At 49.7% G+C, this 18024-nt stretch carries 14 protein-coding genes; 6 read left to right on the forward strand and 8 right to left on the reverse strand.

The window, feature by feature from the left end; all coding sequences use genetic code 11:
• The first annotated feature begins 169 nt into the window (after positions 1-169).
• On the forward strand, positions 170-1546 hold the full coding sequence (locus tag QN395_RS05840) for a hypothetical protein (protein ID WP_322120752.1): 1377 nt from the start codon (positions 170-172) through the stop codon (positions 1544-1546).
• Between the two features lie 105 nt (positions 1547-1651).
• On the opposite strand, the gene QN395_RS05845 is transcribed toward QN395_RS05840, so the two are convergent.
• Entirely contained in the window at positions 1652-2104 is a 453-nt protein-coding gene (locus QN395_RS05845; RefSeq protein WP_322121664.1) for a DUF2721 domain-containing protein, read from the reverse strand.
• A gap of 268 nt (positions 2105-2372) precedes the next feature.
• On the opposite strand from QN395_RS05845, the gene QN395_RS05850 reads away from it, so the two are divergent.
• Positions 2373-4361 carry a phosphatase PAP2 family protein gene (locus QN395_RS05850; RefSeq protein ID WP_323491725.1) on the forward strand — a complete coding sequence of 663 codons (1989 nt, stop codon included), beginning with the start codon at positions 2373-2375 and terminating at the stop codon, positions 4359-4361.
• A 16-nt stretch (positions 4362-4377) separates the two neighbouring features.
• Here the strand turns inward: QN395_RS05850 and QN395_RS05855 are convergent, their stop codons facing one another.
• Complete coding sequence (locus QN395_RS05855; protein WP_322120754.1) at positions 4378-4524, reverse strand: hypothetical protein; 147 nt, start codon at positions 4522-4524, stop codon at positions 4378-4380.
• Positions 4525-4660: 136 nt separating this feature from the next.
• On the opposite strand from QN395_RS05855, the gene ygiD reads away from it, so the two are divergent.
• Positions 4661-5437: a 4,5-DOPA dioxygenase extradiol gene (gene ygiD, locus QN395_RS05860; protein WP_323491724.1), complete on the forward strand. Its 777-nt coding sequence runs from the start codon at positions 4661-4663 to the stop codon at positions 5435-5437.
• Between the two features lie 374 nt (positions 5438-5811).
• Here ygiD and QN395_RS05865 read toward each other — a convergent pair whose 3' ends face one another.
• Together QN395_RS05865 and QN395_RS05870 are read right to left on the reverse strand one after the other, a co-directional pair.
• Entirely contained in the window at positions 5812-7158 is a 1347-nt protein-coding gene (locus QN395_RS05865; protein WP_323491723.1) for an ATP-binding protein, read from the reverse strand.
• Positions 7155-7883, reverse strand: a complete 729-nt coding sequence (locus QN395_RS05870; RefSeq protein WP_323491722.1) for a response regulator — start codon at positions 7881-7883, stop codon at positions 7155-7157. The genes QN395_RS05865 and QN395_RS05870 overlap by 4 nt, the downstream gene beginning before the upstream one ends.
• A gap of 296 nt (positions 7884-8179) precedes the next feature.
• On the opposite strand from QN395_RS05870, the gene QN395_RS05875 reads away from it, so the two are divergent.
• A complete protein-coding gene (locus tag QN395_RS05875; RefSeq protein WP_322120758.1) occupies positions 8180-8797 on the forward strand; it encodes a Spy/CpxP family protein refolding chaperone in 618 nt (205 codons plus the stop codon).
• Positions 8798-8977: 180 nt separating this feature from the next.
• Here the strand turns inward: QN395_RS05875 and QN395_RS05880 are convergent, their stop codons facing one another.
• Positions 8978-10291: an Hsp70 family protein gene (locus QN395_RS05880; RefSeq protein ID WP_322120759.1), complete on the reverse strand. Its 1314-nt coding sequence runs from the start codon at positions 10289-10291 to the stop codon at positions 8978-8980.
• A 209-nt stretch (positions 10292-10500) separates the two neighbouring features.
• Positions 10501-11808, reverse strand: a complete 1308-nt coding sequence (locus tag QN395_RS05885; protein ID WP_322120760.1) for a hemolysin family protein — start codon at positions 11806-11808, stop codon at positions 10501-10503.
• Between the two features lie 89 nt (positions 11809-11897).
• Here QN395_RS05885 and QN395_RS05890 point away from each other — a divergent pair, with 89 nt between their 5' ends.
• A complete protein-coding gene (locus QN395_RS05890; protein WP_323491721.1) occupies positions 11898-13187 on the forward strand; it encodes a TCR/Tet family MFS transporter in 1290 nt (429 codons plus the stop codon).
• 321 nt (positions 13188-13508) lie between these two features.
• Positions 13509-14684 carry a GGDEF domain-containing protein gene (locus tag QN395_RS05895; RefSeq protein WP_323491720.1) on the forward strand — a complete coding sequence of 392 codons (1176 nt, stop codon included), beginning with the start codon at positions 13509-13511 and terminating at the stop codon, positions 14682-14684.
• Positions 14685-14797: 113 nt separating this feature from the next.
• On the opposite strand, the gene QN395_RS05900 is transcribed toward QN395_RS05895, so the two are convergent.
• Complete coding sequence (locus tag QN395_RS05900; RefSeq protein ID WP_323491719.1) at positions 14798-16135, reverse strand: dicarboxylate/amino acid:cation symporter; 1338 nt, start codon at positions 16133-16135, stop codon at positions 14798-14800.
• A 193-nt stretch (positions 16136-16328) separates the two neighbouring features.
• Positions 16329-17855, reverse strand: coding sequence for a PLP-dependent aminotransferase family protein (locus QN395_RS05905; RefSeq protein WP_323491718.1), 1527 nt, complete (start codon positions 17853-17855; stop codon positions 16329-16331).
• Positions 17856-18024 lie beyond the last annotated feature (169 nt).

The following is an 18024-nucleotide window of genomic DNA, read 5'->3' on the forward strand; positions in this document are numbered from 1 at the left end:
TTTAAATTGTTAATTTTTGTATAAGTGCACAAAGAAGTGCCTGACGATTTTTAATTTGTCGCCGCTAAAGCTACAATGAGGTGTACGTTCTTCTGTCTGCCTATACTTATTGGTATCTGACAAAGCGACATTGAGCTTTCTTTCGGGCTTCCTTTTAAACGGAGTTAATGTGTCTTCATTTTTTTACCGTTTTTCCCCATTCCTGCTTTGTGCTGTGTTTTGCACAGTCCTTTCGGCATGCGGTGGTGGTTCCACCACGGCTTCCGCCAGTTCTCCGGTTACGATTAGCGTGACTGGCCCTGCCAAAGTGATTACTGGTGATCCAATCACGTTTACTGCTCAAACCAATAGCAGTGCAGCGCCTATCAGTGCCATGTCCTGGCGTATCACCCCGCTGACTCTCGGTGCGAGCGCGCTTGCTGCCACTGGCAATACCGATTGTAAAACCGTCACAAAGAGTGCTTCTGGAAACGACTGGACCTGTGTATTACAAATCACGCCACCCGCCAAATTGACCGCTGATTACACGTATCAACTGACGGTAACGGTAGTCGATTCAAAAAATAATACTGCCAGTAGCAGCGCAAATTTAGTCGTCGGGCAAGAAGCCTCCGTCACACTCAACCCGGTCGCCATCGTAGGCGGTACGTCTAATGTGACATCGGGGAGTAAAGCAAGTTTAACTTGCACAGGTAGTGGCGGCACCTCCAACACTGGCTCATACGCTTATCAATGGGTAGTAAATGACGCAGCAGGACTTAGCCTCAACATCACCGCCCCGTCCAATGCAACGACGGATTTCACTGCACCCATCGTCACCACTGCCACCGTAGTAACACTGCAATGCCGGGTGACGGATGACAAACAAAAAACCGGAACTGCGCTACAGACCGTCACCATCAATCCCGTGGTCAAGCCAACGATTGTCCCTATTTCAACCAGCGGCGGGGTGGTACAAGCCGGTGCAATCGTCACTTTGGATGGTAGTAAAACGACGCGTTATGATGCCAACGGCAATCAGGTCACCACAGGCACAATTTATTTTTACTGGAAGCAAAAATCCGGCCCCACCGTCACCATCAGCAATCCCAATAGCAGCGTTGTCACGATCGCGTTACCAACGGACATTGTGACCAGAACTACCTTCCTGTTCACCCTTAACGCATCAAACGCGCCTATAGACTCCAACGGCAATTCGACCGAACCCGTGCAACAAGTCGATGTCTCTTATTTTGTAGATGCCCTGACACCGATAGTCTTGACATCTTATGTGCCTACCCAAACCATATCCTCCGGATACAGCGCCGTTCTATCGGCATCAGCCACCTCAGCAGCATCAGGGCATAACGTATATTTTAGCTGGACGCAAATATCCGGACCAAGCGTTGTACTGGCAAGTGCCAACTCCAGCAACGCGGGTTTTATTGCGCCTACCGTCACTGCCAAGACAATTTTGGTTTTTAGAGTCAGTGCTGGTTACCAGCCTATTGCCAGCGACAATCCCGGCACGGCCTCGCTTGATTTGATCGTTCAGGTAACGCCTTAGACGTCTTTACCAATAACTCATTACGACAATCCTTAATGCCGTAATGAGTTATTGGTTTGTCATCAATGGCTATACAAAATCAGCAGCTTCACATACAAAGAATGCTCAGTCCCTCAAGCCATGCTCACGCTGCCTTGTAAGAGTTTTAGTGGCGACAAAAATCTCTCGCAAAAAATAAATAAAACTACCGACGAGAGACAAAATACCGCACACAAACAAGACCGCTATCAGACTATCCAGGCGTAAATCGGTGGCATCGCCTGCGAACAAAGACGCGATCACCAGACAAACTAGCAGCCCGCAAGAAGTGCTCAGAGTGATAGCACGGTTGATCAGATGCGAGCGCTCATACAACTCGTTTAACTCCTCACGCAAACCTGGTTTTTGAGTGACATTCCCCTTTACCTGCAACATATCCTCCAGCACCCGAGACCGGTCAATAATCCGCGCCAGACGGTTAGTCAGTACGGTCAAATTAGTACCCACGCCAGTCAATAAAAAGACCGGAGCAATAGCAAGTTGAATGATATGGCTGACATCGCCCAGTTGTAGATTAATCAAGGTAGCTCCCTAGTTTTTATCGTGCTGAATTTTAGCAGCCTAAAACACACAATAGAGTATTAAACCAAGATTTTCCAATAGATCGCGACCACAACTTAGATGTATAGGTGATATGCGCAGATCAAAGGAATAATCCCATCGCAATTTGAGTGCGAATGCGAGTCCAACAGCGGCAGCGACAATTTCCCCCTTAGGTCATCAATAGGTCATAACTACGAATTGCCATGACGCGTTTTTAACCTGTCATCTTATTCAAGGCCTTGTCATGCAAAACCCTGATCTTGTTCGTCGCTTCCCACGTCAACTTCCGCTAGTGTTGGCGATTAGTGCGGCGCTTGCGCTGGTTGCTTGCGGTGGTAGCAGTAACGACAACACTAGCAATTCTGTCCAGGCGGATGTGGCTTTGGTGGTGCCGTCAGCACCTGCTGATTTAGGTTTTGTTGATACTGCGCCGGTGCTGGCGTCGGTGCCGGCATTTGTTGATAATGTGGCGAGCAATCAGCGTGGTGATGCGCGCTATGCGACCTTGGATACCAATGCGGGTGTGCGCGTGCTGGCAGGTTTTAAAACTATCTGGCAACCGCTGACGGACATTGTGGATGCGGGTGTTTCTGCTCCGGCAGTTGGCAATTTTCCTGCTGTGATTCCGTCGGTCTGGACTGGCCTGCCAAATGATGGCACAGCGGGCGGTACGATTTTGAACAGTGCCGTACACAATGCCAATATCCAATATGTGGTGACGGCGACGACCGCGCGTACACCCGCGCAAGAGTTGGCAGCGTACCTAGATGATCGACGTGGCAAGGGTTATAGCGTCAGTGACGGTATGGGTCCGCTGACGACGGCCTGGCGCGCAGCGGCGCAGCAAACTACCAGTGTTACTGCAATTGCAGCGGATGCGACGACGGTTTTGTATAACGATACCGGGAATAATATCGGCGTCGGTGGCAGTGCCAATGCCGCATTTGGTAGCGTGGTCGATTTCATCAGCGCGATGAGTAACAATGGTTCTACCGAGCCGGCCAAGCGCTTTTATAAATATGCCCGGCCTTACCGCTGGAGCAGTAACGTCGTCGTTGTGCCTGCATTAGTTCCGGCAAAAAGCAGCACGCCGACGACTGATGGCGGTTTTACCAGTGGCCATTCAGCCGAGGCAACGCGTGACACCGTGGCGATGGCATATGCCGTCCCGGAACGTTTTCAAGAGATTCTGACGCGCGGTCTGGAGTTGGGTGAAAACCGGATTCTCGCTGGTATGCACTCGCCGCTGGACGTCATCAGCGGTCGCATGCAAGGCCAGGCAGTGGTCGCTGCCAATTTGGTCGACCCCGCCAACGCGACTAAAAAAGCCGCTGCCGTCGCGCAGGCGCACGCCACCTTGATGGCACAAACTAGTACCAGCAGCGATACCTTTAATGCCTTTGCTCATTCTGCTACGGTAGCCACCGATCGCTTTGCGGATTACGCGACGAACAAGGCAAATTACCTGCGCCGCATGACTTACAGCTTTGCACCAATTGCTGCAACCACTGCGCCTGCCGTGGTACCAAAAGGTGCGGAAGCTTTGCTGGAAACCCGCTTGCCGTACCTGAGCGATGTGCAACGCCGCGTCGTCTTAAAAACCACTGCGCTTGCATCCGGCTACCCTGTGATGGACGATGCAGAAGGTTGGGGACGCTTGAATTTGTTCGCGGCAGCAGATGGTTATGGCGTATTTACCGGCAATGTGGTGGTTGTGATGGACGCCAACCAGGGTGGTTTCAGCGCAATGGATAGCTGGCGCAACGATATCTCCGGCGCGGGTAAATTACTCAAGCAAGGCAGCGGCACCTTAAAACAGACAGGCAACAATAGCTGGACTGGCGGCACAGAATTGAACGCAGGCGTATTAGAGGCGGACTCCGTATCTGCCTTGGGCAAAGGCGATGTGTATGTCAGCGGCGGCACATTGGTGAGCAACGCCACAGGTGCAACTACCGTCTCTGGAAAATATACGCAGTTGGCTAACACCACTCTGGAGCTGGATTTGGGCAGCGGCCAGCAAGGCCGGTTTACCGCCACTGGCGTGATCACTATTGCTGGCGGCACCCTGCGTATTAAATTTCAAAACGGCTATAAACCAGCCGTCGGCGACACGCTGAACATTATCACCGCGGCAAGCTTTAAAGGTAAATTTACCAGCATCGTCGTCGATGGTTTTAGCGCGACACCGATTTATACCGACACGGGTTTGCAGTTACGTTTGGGTGCATAGTTGAGCGTTTAAGTGCTTAAGAAAATAGCCGGGCAGCATGTACGGATGGAAGCGGATAGCCGCGATTAGCGGATCGCCAAAAATTGAAGTAGGGTGCGCCATGCGCACCAATGATGGAAAACAAACGGCTTAAAATAAGGATATGCGGTGAAACGGTGCGCATGGCGCACTCTACAGATGTAAGTGCAATTGCGCGCGTCCGAGATGAGCATGCACACCGTCATCACTCTATCCCGCACACAGACTTGTTCGAAATCCGACATACTCCTCAGAGTCAGTCAACACTCAGGAGAATAAGGATGTCAGCAAGCACTCGTATGCCAGCAATTTTTTTCGGCCATGGCAGCCCGATGAACGCATTAGAAGATAATCGTTACACCAAGGAGTGGCATGCGCTTGCCCAGCGTTTTCCGCGTCCTAAGGCCATTTTATCGGTGTCGGCACATTGGACTACACGTGGCACGGCGGTGACGGCGATGGCTGCGCCGCAGACGATTCATGACTTTGGCGGATTTCCGCAAGCTTTGTTTGATATGCGGTACCCCGCTCCTGGTGATCCGGCACTGGCTGCGCGGATTGCGGCTTTGTTGGCGCCGCTGCCGTTGTTTTTAGATCAGCAATGGGGACTTGATCATGGCACCTGGTCTGTGTTGATCAAAGCTTATCCCGCTGGCGATATTCCGGTGCTGCAATTGAGTTTGGATGTGACCCAGCCAGCAGGTTTCCATTTTGAACTGGGAGGCAAATTATCCGCCTTGCGTGAAGAGGGGGTGATGGTGATCGGTACCGGTAATGTGGTACACAATCTCCGCCGCATGGATCCGCAATCGCCCGGTTACGACTGGGCCGTGCGCTTTAATCAAGCAATGAAGCAAGCCATGTTGGACGGCGATTTTGAGGCAGTGATGAATTACACCGACCTTGGGCAAGACGCCAGCTTGTCGGTGCCAAGCTCAGAACACTTTTTGCCCTTGTTGTATGTGCTGGGGGCAAAAACTGAAGAAGATCAATTAGAGATTACGACCGAGGGAATGGAGCTGGGCGCGATTAGTATGATGTCGGTGGTGGTGGCTTGACTTAACGAGGAAATCCATATACTCCCCATTATTTTTAGTCAATATGGCTAAATGTCCAGAATTTACATGGACAATCAAAATATACCCTATAGGAGTAATTTTAATTCGTGCTTGTGTTCGGATTAAATTTTGATGATTTTTGCTGAAAGCTTAATTCTCTCGAATGTCATTCCAGCGTGGGTTTAGCTGGAATCCCGTGTCGTTATTCTGAGAATGGAGTCGCAACTTGGAGGCCAAGTGGTCGCACCACAAACGTCACGTCACTGGATTCCGGCTAAACCCATGCCGGAATGACGCACTAATGAGTCCTTACGCGGGCTAGTTTAGATGGCTAATTGAGCTGACTACTTAAATCAGACACTTCAGCCAGATCCTTAAGCTGGTTTAGCCGGCAGTGTCAGCTTCACTTCTAATCCACCTTCGCTTAAATTAGCCAACTGCACGCTGCCGCCATGTTGCTGGGCGATGTTTTGGGCGATGGTTAAACCTAATCCGGTACCGCCGGTATCGCGTGAACGTGATGTCTCTGTGCGATAAAACGGCTCAAACACTTTTTGCAATTGATCTGCCGGAATGCCAGCACCACCATCACGGATGAAGACGTGCATCAGTTTGATGCCGGCATCGCTGCTGGTTTCTAAGGTGACTTTGGCGTGGTGCCCATATTTGACTGCGTTATCAATCAGGTTGGTCAGACAACGGCGCAATGCCTGCGGTCTGGCCATCACGGTTATGCCGGATTTGCCGTTGAAGCTGACTTCTTGCCCGGCATCTGCAGCATCGGCACAGACACTATCAAGCAGTGAATCCAGATCCAAAGGGCGCAGCGATTCATTGCTATCCATACTGCGCGCCAGATCTAGCCCTTCTTTGACCATGGTTTGCATTGCCGACAAATCGCCGACCAGCTTATCCCGCAACTCGGTATCGCCGACTTTTTCCAAACGCAAACGCAAACGCGTTAGCGGTGTTTGCAGGTCATGGGTAATCGCTGCCAGCATGTGCATGCGTTGCTGGATGTGTTGGCGGATTCGACCTTGCATAGAGTTAAACGCTTTGGTCGCTTGCAGAATTTCTGTCGTACCGACTTCAGGCAAAGCCGGACGATTAATATCTTTACCTAAATCTGTCGCGGCTTGCGCCAGTTGCCGGAGTGGTCTTACCGTCATGCGCGACACCAGATAGGCCAGTACTGCAATGCTGCAAAAGAACAAGAATAAATACAAAAAGAAATCTGGGCGCAACGGTGGTACTGCACCGCGTGGTGGCAATGCGGTCAGATGCAAGATAGTGCCATCATGTAGTTTAATACTTAATTCTTCACAGGTAGATCTTTGCGCCATTGTTTCTGCTGGAAGGTTAGTGCAGCCCTCAGAATCTGGCGGCAAGGAGGAAACCTCAAAAGTTTTACCTAAACGTTCGCTCAGCGTCAGCGCATATGCTGAGCGCGGCGCTTCGCTACGTGCCTGATTTGGCAGCGTTGTAAGGCGCAAACCTAATCGCGGTGCCGTGGCTAAAAAGGCTTCTCGGTTTGCCGGCGGTAAAGCATCCATTGCCAGCAGCAATTGTTCGGCACGTTCAATTGCCCGATTCTCACGGAACTGTTCTATGGTTTTTTGGCGCTCACCAAACGCCAGCCACCAGGTTAGTGCAGTAGAGCTCACTACACCCAACAACAGGATGCCAAAAATCCTGCCGGACATCGACTTGATAATGGTCATGCTCCGCTCTCCATCGTGACGTTGACCGATAGCACATAGCCGCCGTTGCGTACGGTTTTAATAATTTGCGGCGAGCGTGCATCTTCCCGCAGTTTTTGCCTCAGGCGACTGATCTGAATATCGATAGAACGATCAAACGGATCCGCATCGCGGCCATGTGTCATGTTTAATAACTGATCACGATTGAGGATGCGGTTAGGGTGATCTAAAAATATATTAAGCATACGGAATTCTGCGCCGGACAAAGCGATCACCATGCCTTCCGGGCTGACTAGATGGCGCGCCGTCAGATCAAGCGTCCAGTCAGAAAATTTTAAGCGATGAACTTGCTCACCATTGCTACCCAATGTCATAGACTGAGTGCGGCGCAGCACGCTGCGTATGCGTGCTAACAGCTCGCGTGGCTCAAACGGTTTTGGTAAATAATCATCTGCCCCCATCTCCAGGCCGAGTATACGATCCAGCGGCTCACTTCTGGCCGTCAGCATAATGACGGGCATTGTTGAGTTGGCGCGCAGAGTACGGCATAAGGTCAAGCCATCGTCGCCAGGCAGGTTTAAATCCAGTACCACCAGATCAACATGATTGTTATCCAGCGCCGCCCACATTGCATTGCCATCAGCAGCCATTAAAGTAGCGTAACCATGACCATCCAGATAGTCGGCCAACAGGCTACGAATGTCGCGATCGTCATCAACGATCAATATTTTGCTTGGAGTATCCATGGCTCGTATTATGAAGTCCTGACAGCAAAGAAGGCATGTGATTTTGTATCGTCTTGTTATGATAAACCGAGAACGACACAATGCGACACATCTGCAAGCGTTCTTGCCACTGATTGTTACACAGCGATACAAAGCAGATTGCTGCCGACACTTGCCAGTTACATCACTGCGCCAACATAAGCCGCATGTGCAAGTCACATAGGTAAGTCAAATGCACAAGTCACATGTGGAAGTCACAACCAGCGACTTATCAAAAACGTATTCAACTACTCGGTAGTAATTTAAAGAGGAACACCATGGCACCAATAAAAAATCCGATCGCCATCGCGCTTGCCGCTATCAGCATGTGTATTGCCATCGGCGTATCTGCCCAAACATCACCAGCAGCACCAACATCGGCTGCGGCTGCTGCCGTACCACCGCCTCCACAGCATCAAAAAGCGGGGATGGATCAGGCTAAATGGGCTGAAAAAATGCAAGAGCGTATGGCAAAACATATCGCAGAATTGCATGACAAGCTTAAGATCACTGCAGCCCAAGAACCTGCCTGGAAAACCTTCATTGAGTCGATGAAACCAAGCATGCCGCCAGGTGCGCAAGCGATGCGACCGGATCATAAAGAAATGGATAAATTAAGCACTCCTGCCCGTATGGAAAAAATGCTGGAGAAACTGAAAGAACATGAGGCGATGATGCAAACGCGTCTGACATCACTCAAAACTTTTTATACGGTCTTGACACCAGAACAGCAAAAAATATTTGATGATAGCCATCGTCAAATGATGCATCGCTGGAGTAAAGGCGGTCATGGAATGCAGCACGGTATGGGTGATATGGGAGGACGAGGTGGTATGGGGCGTCCGCCTATGCCAGATGGCGCGATGCCTGATCATCCACCGATGCCAGCAAAGTAAGCTTTATATCGGACGGCTTTTGCTCACCATTTTTGTGGAGACTAAAATTAGTTAGTACATAAAAAAGGCTACACGGATGCATATCTGCGTAGCCTTTTTTATTCACATTCTGGGATGTTTTATCTTATTAATTTGCTGCCTTCATCCTCAATCCTTAACCCTTGTTCATGAATCTAAAATTTAAGCAAAACGGCGTGATGCATCCAAAGCCAGGCCAGAGCCAATACTGCCAAACAAATCTCCCTCGACTTTTTTAGCGCCCGGCACTATCGCTGCGATCCGGTCACGCAGACCGCGCACACCGCTGGAACCACCGGTAAAAAATACCGTGTCCACATCCGCCGCAGCCACACTCGCATCGGCTAATACCTGACTGACCGTCGCACCAATTTGCGTCATCAAATGAGAGATCGCTTGTTGAAACCCATGCTGCTCCAGCGTTAATATGCAGGGTGCAGACGAAGGTAATTTTGTACGTAAGCGTTCAAGCGCTAATTCAATTTTATCGTTATCCGACAGCAAGATTTTAGCTTCTTCTGACTTGATCGCTAGCCAGTGACCATCACGCTCTTCCACCAGATTGAGCAGGCGTTCGAAGCGCATCCGCAAGTCTGCATCACTGATCTCGCGGTACACGTCTTGCAGTTCACGGCTGACTTTTTGGGTATAGACCAAATTAATCGTGTGCCAGGTCGCCAGATTAAAATAGTAGCCCGACGGAATATCACTATTCCCCAAACGACCACCCAAACCGAGTAAAGGCATCACATAAGCCAGACTCAGGTATTTATCAAAATCGGTACCACCAATATGCACACCGCCGTTACCTAAAATATCGTCCAGCCGGTCAATCCGGCTGCTGCGTTCCGGTGATAAACGTACCAAAGAGAAATCCGAGGTGCCACCACCAATATCAGCGATTAAAACCAATTCTTCTTTATTAATACGCGACTCATAATCAAACGCTGCTGCGATCGGTTCGTACTGAAATTGAATATCCTTAAAACCGGCAGTCCTTGCGATATCTTCCAGCGTGTTTTGTGCGATCCGGTCGGCTGCTTTATCGTCATCAATAAAATGGACTGGACGTCCCATCACGACCTGACTAAAAGACTGCCCTGCAGATTTTTCGGCACGTCGTTTTAGTTCACCGATAAATTGCGCCAGCAGTTGGCGGAACGGCAAAGCCCGTCCCTGCACTTCGGTCTGACCGTCCATCAGGCTGGTGCCCAACAAGCTTTTCATCGATCGCATCAGGCGACCTTCGTAACCAGACAAGTAGGTAGAAAGTGCGGCGCGACCATAGCTGACTTCGTCCTCATCGGCGTTAAAAAACACGACGGAGGGCAAGGTCACTTTATCGTCTTCTAGCGACAGCAACGAGGGTAAATTTGCTGATGAACTCGGCAGACCAGCGTGTTGAGTCTGACCGGCGCGGTGCCAACCTACGGTTGAATTGGATGTGCCGAAATCGACTCCACAAGCATGCAACATGTAAATCCTGAATAAAAAACGGGGAAATAAATTAAAGCGAATCAATGCAAGCAATCACCACTTTCAAGAGCATTCAACACAGAGATCATCATGAAAAACTAACTAGTTCTATAGCTGCTCACTAGTTGTAAGACTGTCGTTGATGGTACTGCTATCGCGGTTTTCTGAACTTCTTGAGGCTGCTATGGCTGCTATGACTGCTAAGGCTGCTATGGCGTGCTGGCACCTTCTTTAATGCGTACTACTAATAACTGGTCGATACGATAATGATCAATATCAACCACCTCAAATTTGTATCCGCTTACCATCACGCTATCGGTCCGTTTGGGGATTTTTTTGAGCATCGTCATCATGAAGCCTGCAATAGTCTCATAGCTACCCTGCTCCGGTAAAGTGTCGATTTGCAGTGCCCGGCAGACATCCTCTATCGTCGTGGCGCCATCAATTAGCCAGGAGTTGGCATCGCGCTGGACGATCTGATCTTCCATAAACGGGTGTACCAGATTACCCATCAAGGTGCTGAGTACATCGTTTAAAGTAATCACGCCAACGACCAGCGCATATTCATTCAAAATCACGGCAAAGTCTTCCCGCGTGCCTTTAAATTGCTCTAACATGTCCGATAAGGTGAGCGAGTCCGGTACCACCAATGCTGTACGTAAGGACAATTCTTGTACTTTAGAAAACGCCTGATTGGTCAGCACACGTTTCAGAATGTCTTTCGACTCAACATAGCCGACTACATGATCAATCTGGCCGTCACAGACCAAAAATTTGGTGTGCGGATGTTCTGCAATTTTCTGGCGTATCACTACATCACTGTCTTGCAAACTGAAATACACAATACTGTCGCGCTGGGTCATGGCGGACGGTACGGTGCGACTTTCCAGCTCAAATACATTGCCGATCATATGATGCTCGCGCGCCTGCAATACGCCAGCCTCGGCACCGGCGTCCACCATGGCATAAATCTCATCGGAGGTAATCTGATCGTCACGCGTGGTGGAGACATTAAACAGATTAAAAAATAAAATCGACAAGCCATTAAATAACCAGACCAGCGGTTTGAATAAGCGCACGCACCATAACATCGGGACAACAACGGCCATGGCGACAGTTTCTGGCGCGGTCATTGCTAACCGTTTGGGCATTAAATCGGCGAACAAAATAAACAAGGAGGTCACAAAGATAAAGGAGGTCAAAAAACTCGCGGTGTCGACCCAGCTATTTAATCCGAATACCGAATGAAACACGCTGGCAAAATACGGCGTCAAGGCTTGTTCTCCCAAAATACCGCCCAAGATAGCGACCGCGTTCAGACCAATTTGTACAACCGTAAAAAAATGGCCTGGATGCCGTTGTAATTCGAGCACACGTCCGGCACGTAATTCGCCCTCGCTTTCTAATATCTGCAACTTGACTCTGCGCGCCGCCGCGAGAGAAATTTCTGACATAGAAAAAAAAGCACTGATAGCGACCAACAAAACAATGATCAAAAAGTGGTCAAACAAAGCCATATTTACTCCAAAACTGGTTCGATACTGAAATTTCCTGTAACAATCATATACTATTGTCCCTCTGTAAAATCGCTAGAAAGCCCGACCGCATGAGCACCGAACCCACTTCCTCCGCCCAATCTACATCACCAGAGCCATCGCAGACGCCAACTTCTGCTGCGCCGTCCTTTTTGCCGACGAATATCCGTTTTGTCCTGATTACAGTGTTTCTGGATATTTTGGGCATCGGCCTGATCATCCCAGTGTTGCCACGACTGGTCGCCAGTTTTACAACACAGCCCGATATGCAAGCCTATTGGTATGGCTTGATCGTGGCGATCTATGGCGTGATGCAGTTTTTTTGCGCTCCTATTATCGGCGCGCTGAGTGACCGTTTTGGTCGTCGCCCGGTATTACTGATTTGTGTGTTGGGTCTGGGTTTGAATTTTCTCTTGATGACCCTGGCGACTTCTATTTTCTGGTTGCTGTTTGTGCGCGCCTTGGGCGGAGTCACGGCGGGCAATCTGTCGGTTGCCAGCGCTTATATTGCAGATTCTTCCGCCCCGTCGGAGCGCAGTAAAGCCTTGGGGAAAATCGGTGCGATGTTTGGACTGGGATTTATTTGCGGCCCGGTATTGGGCGGTGTGTTAGGGGAAGCCAGTATTCACTATCCGTTTTATCTGGCGGCAACTGTCTCGCTGGCGAACGTGGTGTATGGCTACTTCTCTTTGCCAGAATCCTTGTCGCTGGCGAATCGCAAACCTTTTTCTTTGAAATCTGCTAATCCGTTTTCTGGCTTGTCGGGTCTGGCACATTTACGCGGCGTGGGTCCTTTAGTCTGGGTGTATGCGCTAACCATGTTTGCTCAGTTCACCTTGCAAACTACCTGGGTGCTGTCGACCGAATTGCGGTTTGGCTGGTCGCCAATGCAAAACGGCTTTTCTTTATTTTGCGTCGGAATTTCCAGCGTGATTATGCAAGGTGTCTTTTTGGGACGCTATATCAAACGGGTCGGTGATGCTAAGGCGGTGATGTTTGGACTGACATCGTCCTGCCTGTCGCTGAGTCTGTATGGCTTAGTGACGCAGGGTTGGATGATGTATGTGCTGATTTTGTGTAACGTGCTGGCGTTTGCGACTGGTCCGGCATTGCAAGCGATGTTCTCACGTGCGGTTGATGCGCGTTCGCAAGGCACGGCGATGGGCTCGCTGACTGCGCTGGCCAGCATCATGAGTGTCTGCGCAACGCTGGCCGGTACTTCGCTCCTTGGGCAAGTCAGCCATCAGGCCAAAGGCAGTATCTTGCTGGGAGCGCCGTTTTTTATGGCGGCAGTGGTACAGGCAATTGCGCTGGTTTTAGCAACACGGTATTTATCTAAATCCAACGTAGTTTCACCTTAATGTTGAATTAAGCTTAAGGCTTAAGATTTAATATACTCCCCCTCATTTTTATCAATAATGGCTGATTGTCCAATGATTCTCTGGACAATTTAATATACATAATGGGAGTATATTAAATACCACTCTACTGAAACGTTAGCGTTTACTGCTCCTGCAGGTATGGTATCGCAATTGGTTTTGCGTAAGTTTGAGTAACTTCGGCTAAGTTTTATTGTAATAATGTATTGCTTGATGAATACTTTAAAATAAATTGATGTAGACAAACCGGGTTAAATATAGACTCGATGTAAACGCAATCTAGACCCACGCAGGCGATATTCCATGATCCAAACTGAAACTCTGGTGTTATGTATTCTGATCCTGCAAACCTTGCTGCTGGTCATGCGGGTGGTTGTCTTTTTCGGTCGCTTCCGTGACGGCATCGCACAATGGACCGTAGCTGGCACGATTGAGGTTGCGATGTGGGTCGTTATTATTGCCCTCGGCAAGCTCAGTCCGGCGCTGGTCGGACATATCGCACTTTGTGGTTTCGTCATTGGCATCAGCTGCCTTTTGCTTAGCTTGTGTAAATTTTTTTCCGCACCTGATAATCCCACCTTGACTTACGCCCCGGTAGCAATCGCGCTGGCGGCTGTCGCGCTAGGTTATGTCGAAGCTGATCTGGCATCGCTATTACTAAACCTCATGCTGGCGGTGCAATCAGCACGCTGCGTGCTGATTATCTTGAGCAACCCGCAGGAAGGTATTCACCGTTCTTGCTATCTGTTGATGCTGGGCTTTGCGATATTTTCGTTGACGGCTATCGGGCGTGCCGGCCGCATCTGGATACCTGATGGTGCCGCTGGCGATAGCCTCAGACAAGCGTCGGTCATGCTGAGTCTGATGTCGGCTTTTGTCACCGGTATCTTGATTAATATTGGTCTCTTACTGTTACATCAGGATCGTGCCTGGCACGAACATCGCCGTCTGGCAATGTCTGATCCTCTCACGGGCTTACTAAACCGACGCGCACTTGAACTAGCCGCTGAGCGGGAAGTTGACCGCGCCCGGCGTCAGAAATCGCCGCTCTTTGTCGCCATGTTAGACATCGATTATTTTAAAAAATTGAATGACACACTTGGTCATCAGCAAGGCGATCAGGCGTTGAAATTATTTGCCCAAGTAGTCCAGAGTCAGATCCGCAAAACCGACGTGCTTGCGCGCTATGGCGGCGAGGAATTTTGTCTGATCTTGCCAGCCGGTAGCGAAGACAGCACGTTAAAAATCCTGCAACGAGTCCGTGATGAACTGGAATCCACACCGCTAGAACCGTATAACGCCGTGTTGCGGTTTAGTGCCGGTGTCAGCGTCTGGTACCCCGGAGAATCGAATATCGATCTGGCAATTGCGCGCTCTGACGCGGCGCTGTATCAGGCTAAACAACAGGGGCGTAATCAAACTGCTGTGGCTTTATCGGCATTAAATATTGCGTCGACTTTCAAGACCGCCGCGATGTAAAACAGACATAGATACCGTGAATAAAAAAGGGATGAGCAAACAAGTCGCTCATCCCTTTTTATCTTAATACGCTGATCGTTGCCAGCAAGCTGGCAAACATGAGAATCAGGTTTTTAGCGACCGGTCGTCATATGCAAATTCACAGGCTTGCTGTCATGTTCTTCAACATCGTTATAAGCATCAACATCATCGCTCATATCGTTGTTTAAACGCTTTTGCATTTTGACGTTGTCGACATCATTACCCCATTTTGCAACTACGATCGTTGCCACGCCGTTGCCGACCAGATTAGTCAATGCGCGGGCTTCTGACATAAAGCGATCAATACCCAAAATCAGCGCCAGACCTTCGACCGGAATCGTGCCTGTCGATGACAGCGTTGCCGCCAAGACGATAAACCCACTGCCAGTGATGCCCGCAGCACCTTTAGAGGCGACTAACAAAAATATCAGCAGAGAAATTTGGTGACCGATGGTCAGCGGCGTGTTGGTTGCCTGCGCAATAAACACCGCGGCCATTGTCAGATAAATCGCCGTACCGTCCAGATTAAATGAGTAACCGGTAGGGATCACCAGGCCGACTACGGATTTTTTAACGCCGAGTTTTTCTAACTTAGCAATCATGCCAGGCAAAGCGGATTCTGATGAAGAAGTGCCGAGTACGATCAGCAATTCTTCTTTGATGTACTTCACAAATTTCCAGATACTAAATCCGTGGAAATAAGCGACGGTACCTAACACGCCAAAGATAAAGATCAGGCAAGTGACATAGAACGATGCCATCAGATAACCCAGCGACAGCAATGAGCCGACACCGTATTTACCGATGGTGAATGCCATCGCACCGAAAGCGCCGATTGGGGCTGCCTTCATGATATAACCAACAATCACGAACAAGACGTGGGAAGTCTTTTCGACCATATCAAACACTAGAGTACCGCGACCGCCAAAGCGATGCAAAGCAAAACCAAACAGTACCGCAACGACTAAAATTTGCAGAATGTCGCCCTTGGCGAAGGCATCGAAAATCGTGCTCGGGATCATCGCCATCAGGTATTCAACGATGCCTTGTAACTTACCTGGACCGGCATAGGCCAAGGCTTCTTTGGCATTGAGCTTGCTCAGATCGACGTTCATACCTGCGCCCGGCTGCAAGACGTTGACGACGACTAAGCCGATGATCAGAGCGAGCGTACTGACGACTTCAAAATACAACAAGGCCATGCCGCCGGTCTTGCCGACTTTTTTCATATCTTCCATACCGGCGATACCAACGACCACCGTGCAGAAAATAATCGGTGCAATCATCATTTTGATGAGTTTAATAAAACCATCGCCAAGTGGCTTCATGGCAGCGCCGGATTCCGGGTAGTAATGACCCAGTAAAACGCCAAGAATAATGGCGGTGATCACCTGAAAATAGAGTGACCGGTAGAGCGGTGGCTTCTTCATCTGCTGTCTCCAATAATTGTTATAGTAAATCGATGGCGTGAATGATTTTGCCATGACAATGATGAGGATTTTTATCCTTACTCACAACATTATCAAAAATCGCAGAGGGCGTGGCAATTGTGGGTTTCCACAAGATTGCACGCTGAACAAGTATTTACATCTTTGAGGTTGATTACTTAGCGACAAATCGCCGCTAAGCGGCAGCGTGTTGCTGCTGGTGATTTTTACTCTGCTGTCCCTGTGCTAGCGTGGTGATGATTTGCCCGAGCTGGCGCAGCGCATTATCTAATTCCTGCGTGAAATGCATGCCGCAATTTAAGCGTAAAAAATGGTTGAAACGATTTGAGTTGGAATACAACAAACCAGGTGAAACCAGTATCCCTTGTTCCAATGCCGCCTCAAATACCGCCTGTGACGACAGCTGATGCGGCATTTCTACCCAAACAGAGATACCGCCATCCGGTACCGTCAGGCGCGTGCCTTCGGGAAAATACGCAGCAATAGCTTCTGCGGTGCGCTCGCGTTGCTGGCTCAGAATTTGACGCAAACGGCGTAAGTGACGGTCATAGGCGCTGGAGTTAATAAATTCCGCCAGCACAATTTGCGACCATTCTTCGTTATAACGGGTATGAGCATATTTCAGCATGCTGACCCGCGCATGCCAGCGTCCCGCCACCATCCAACCCACCCGCAAACCCGGCGCCAAAATTTTATGCAGGGATGCGCAATAAATGACGTTGCCGGTCTTGTCCCAATGCTTGGCGCTGGTCGGTGCGGCGTCAGCATTGACCAAGGCACTGTAAGAATCATCTTCAATCAGCGGGATTTGCTGCTCTTCGCATAAGGCGACTAACCGCTGTTTGTGGCTGTCCGGCATGATGCTACCTAAGGGATTTTGCAAATGCGGCACCACCACCACGGCCTTGATATTGTCGTAAGTTTGCATTGCCAGTTCTAGCGCTTCAATCGAGATACCGGTCTGCGGACTGGTTGGAATTTCCAGCGCCTTCATACCCAGACTCTCCAGCACTTGCAGCAGTCCGTAAAACGTGGGCGACTCCACCGCAATGATGTCACCCGCCTGTGCCACCGCTCGTAGCGCTAGATTTAAGGCCTCGATACAACCCAGCGTTACCACTACATCATCCGGCTTGATACTCATGCCTATGCCCAGAGCGCGTTTCGCCAAAGCCGCTTTCAGTTCTTTGTTGCCACCGGGTGAGATCGCCTTGGTCAATAATTGGGGACGATGGCGTAACAAACGAATCGCCATATTTTTTAACTCTTCTTGCGGATACAAGTCAGGTGCGCCTGTCGCTCTGGCAAGATTGATTTTAATTGGCCGCTGACCTTGCGAGATGATGGCTGATACACGCTCGTGGATGCCGACAAACTGTGCCGGATCGATAGGCGCATTGATTGCCGGTTCTGTCGCTGGCACCAGATTAATACGTCTTGGCTGCCGTACAAAGTAACCAGAACGCGGACGCGCCTCCAGCCAACCGTCAGTTTCTAGCTGACGACACATTTGTAAGGCCGTCGACAAGCTGACCGTATGTAATTGCATCAGCTTACGTACCGATGGCATACGGTCGCCGACGGTCAGGGTGCCTGCCTTGATCGCCGATAAATAATGCGCTGCCAATCGCCGGTATAAAGGCAACGGTAAATCGTCGCCCTGATCCGATATGTGTGTTTGGAATGTGCTGTGTTTTTGCATACAACGATGATCCTCTCAGCCATGCAGACTGAACAGATACAGTTAGCGTGAATAGACACAATAACAGATACCAAAAACCTGACTTGTACCGATGCAGTCTGTACTTTCTTGTGTCTGTTATGTGTGCTTGCTGTGGCCTATCCTGATGTTACTCACTCGATGAGAATTG

Source organism: Undibacterium sp. RTI2.2, assembly GCF_035018705.1.
Classification (GTDB): Bacteria; Pseudomonadota; Gammaproteobacteria; order Burkholderiales; family Burkholderiaceae_D; genus Undibacterium.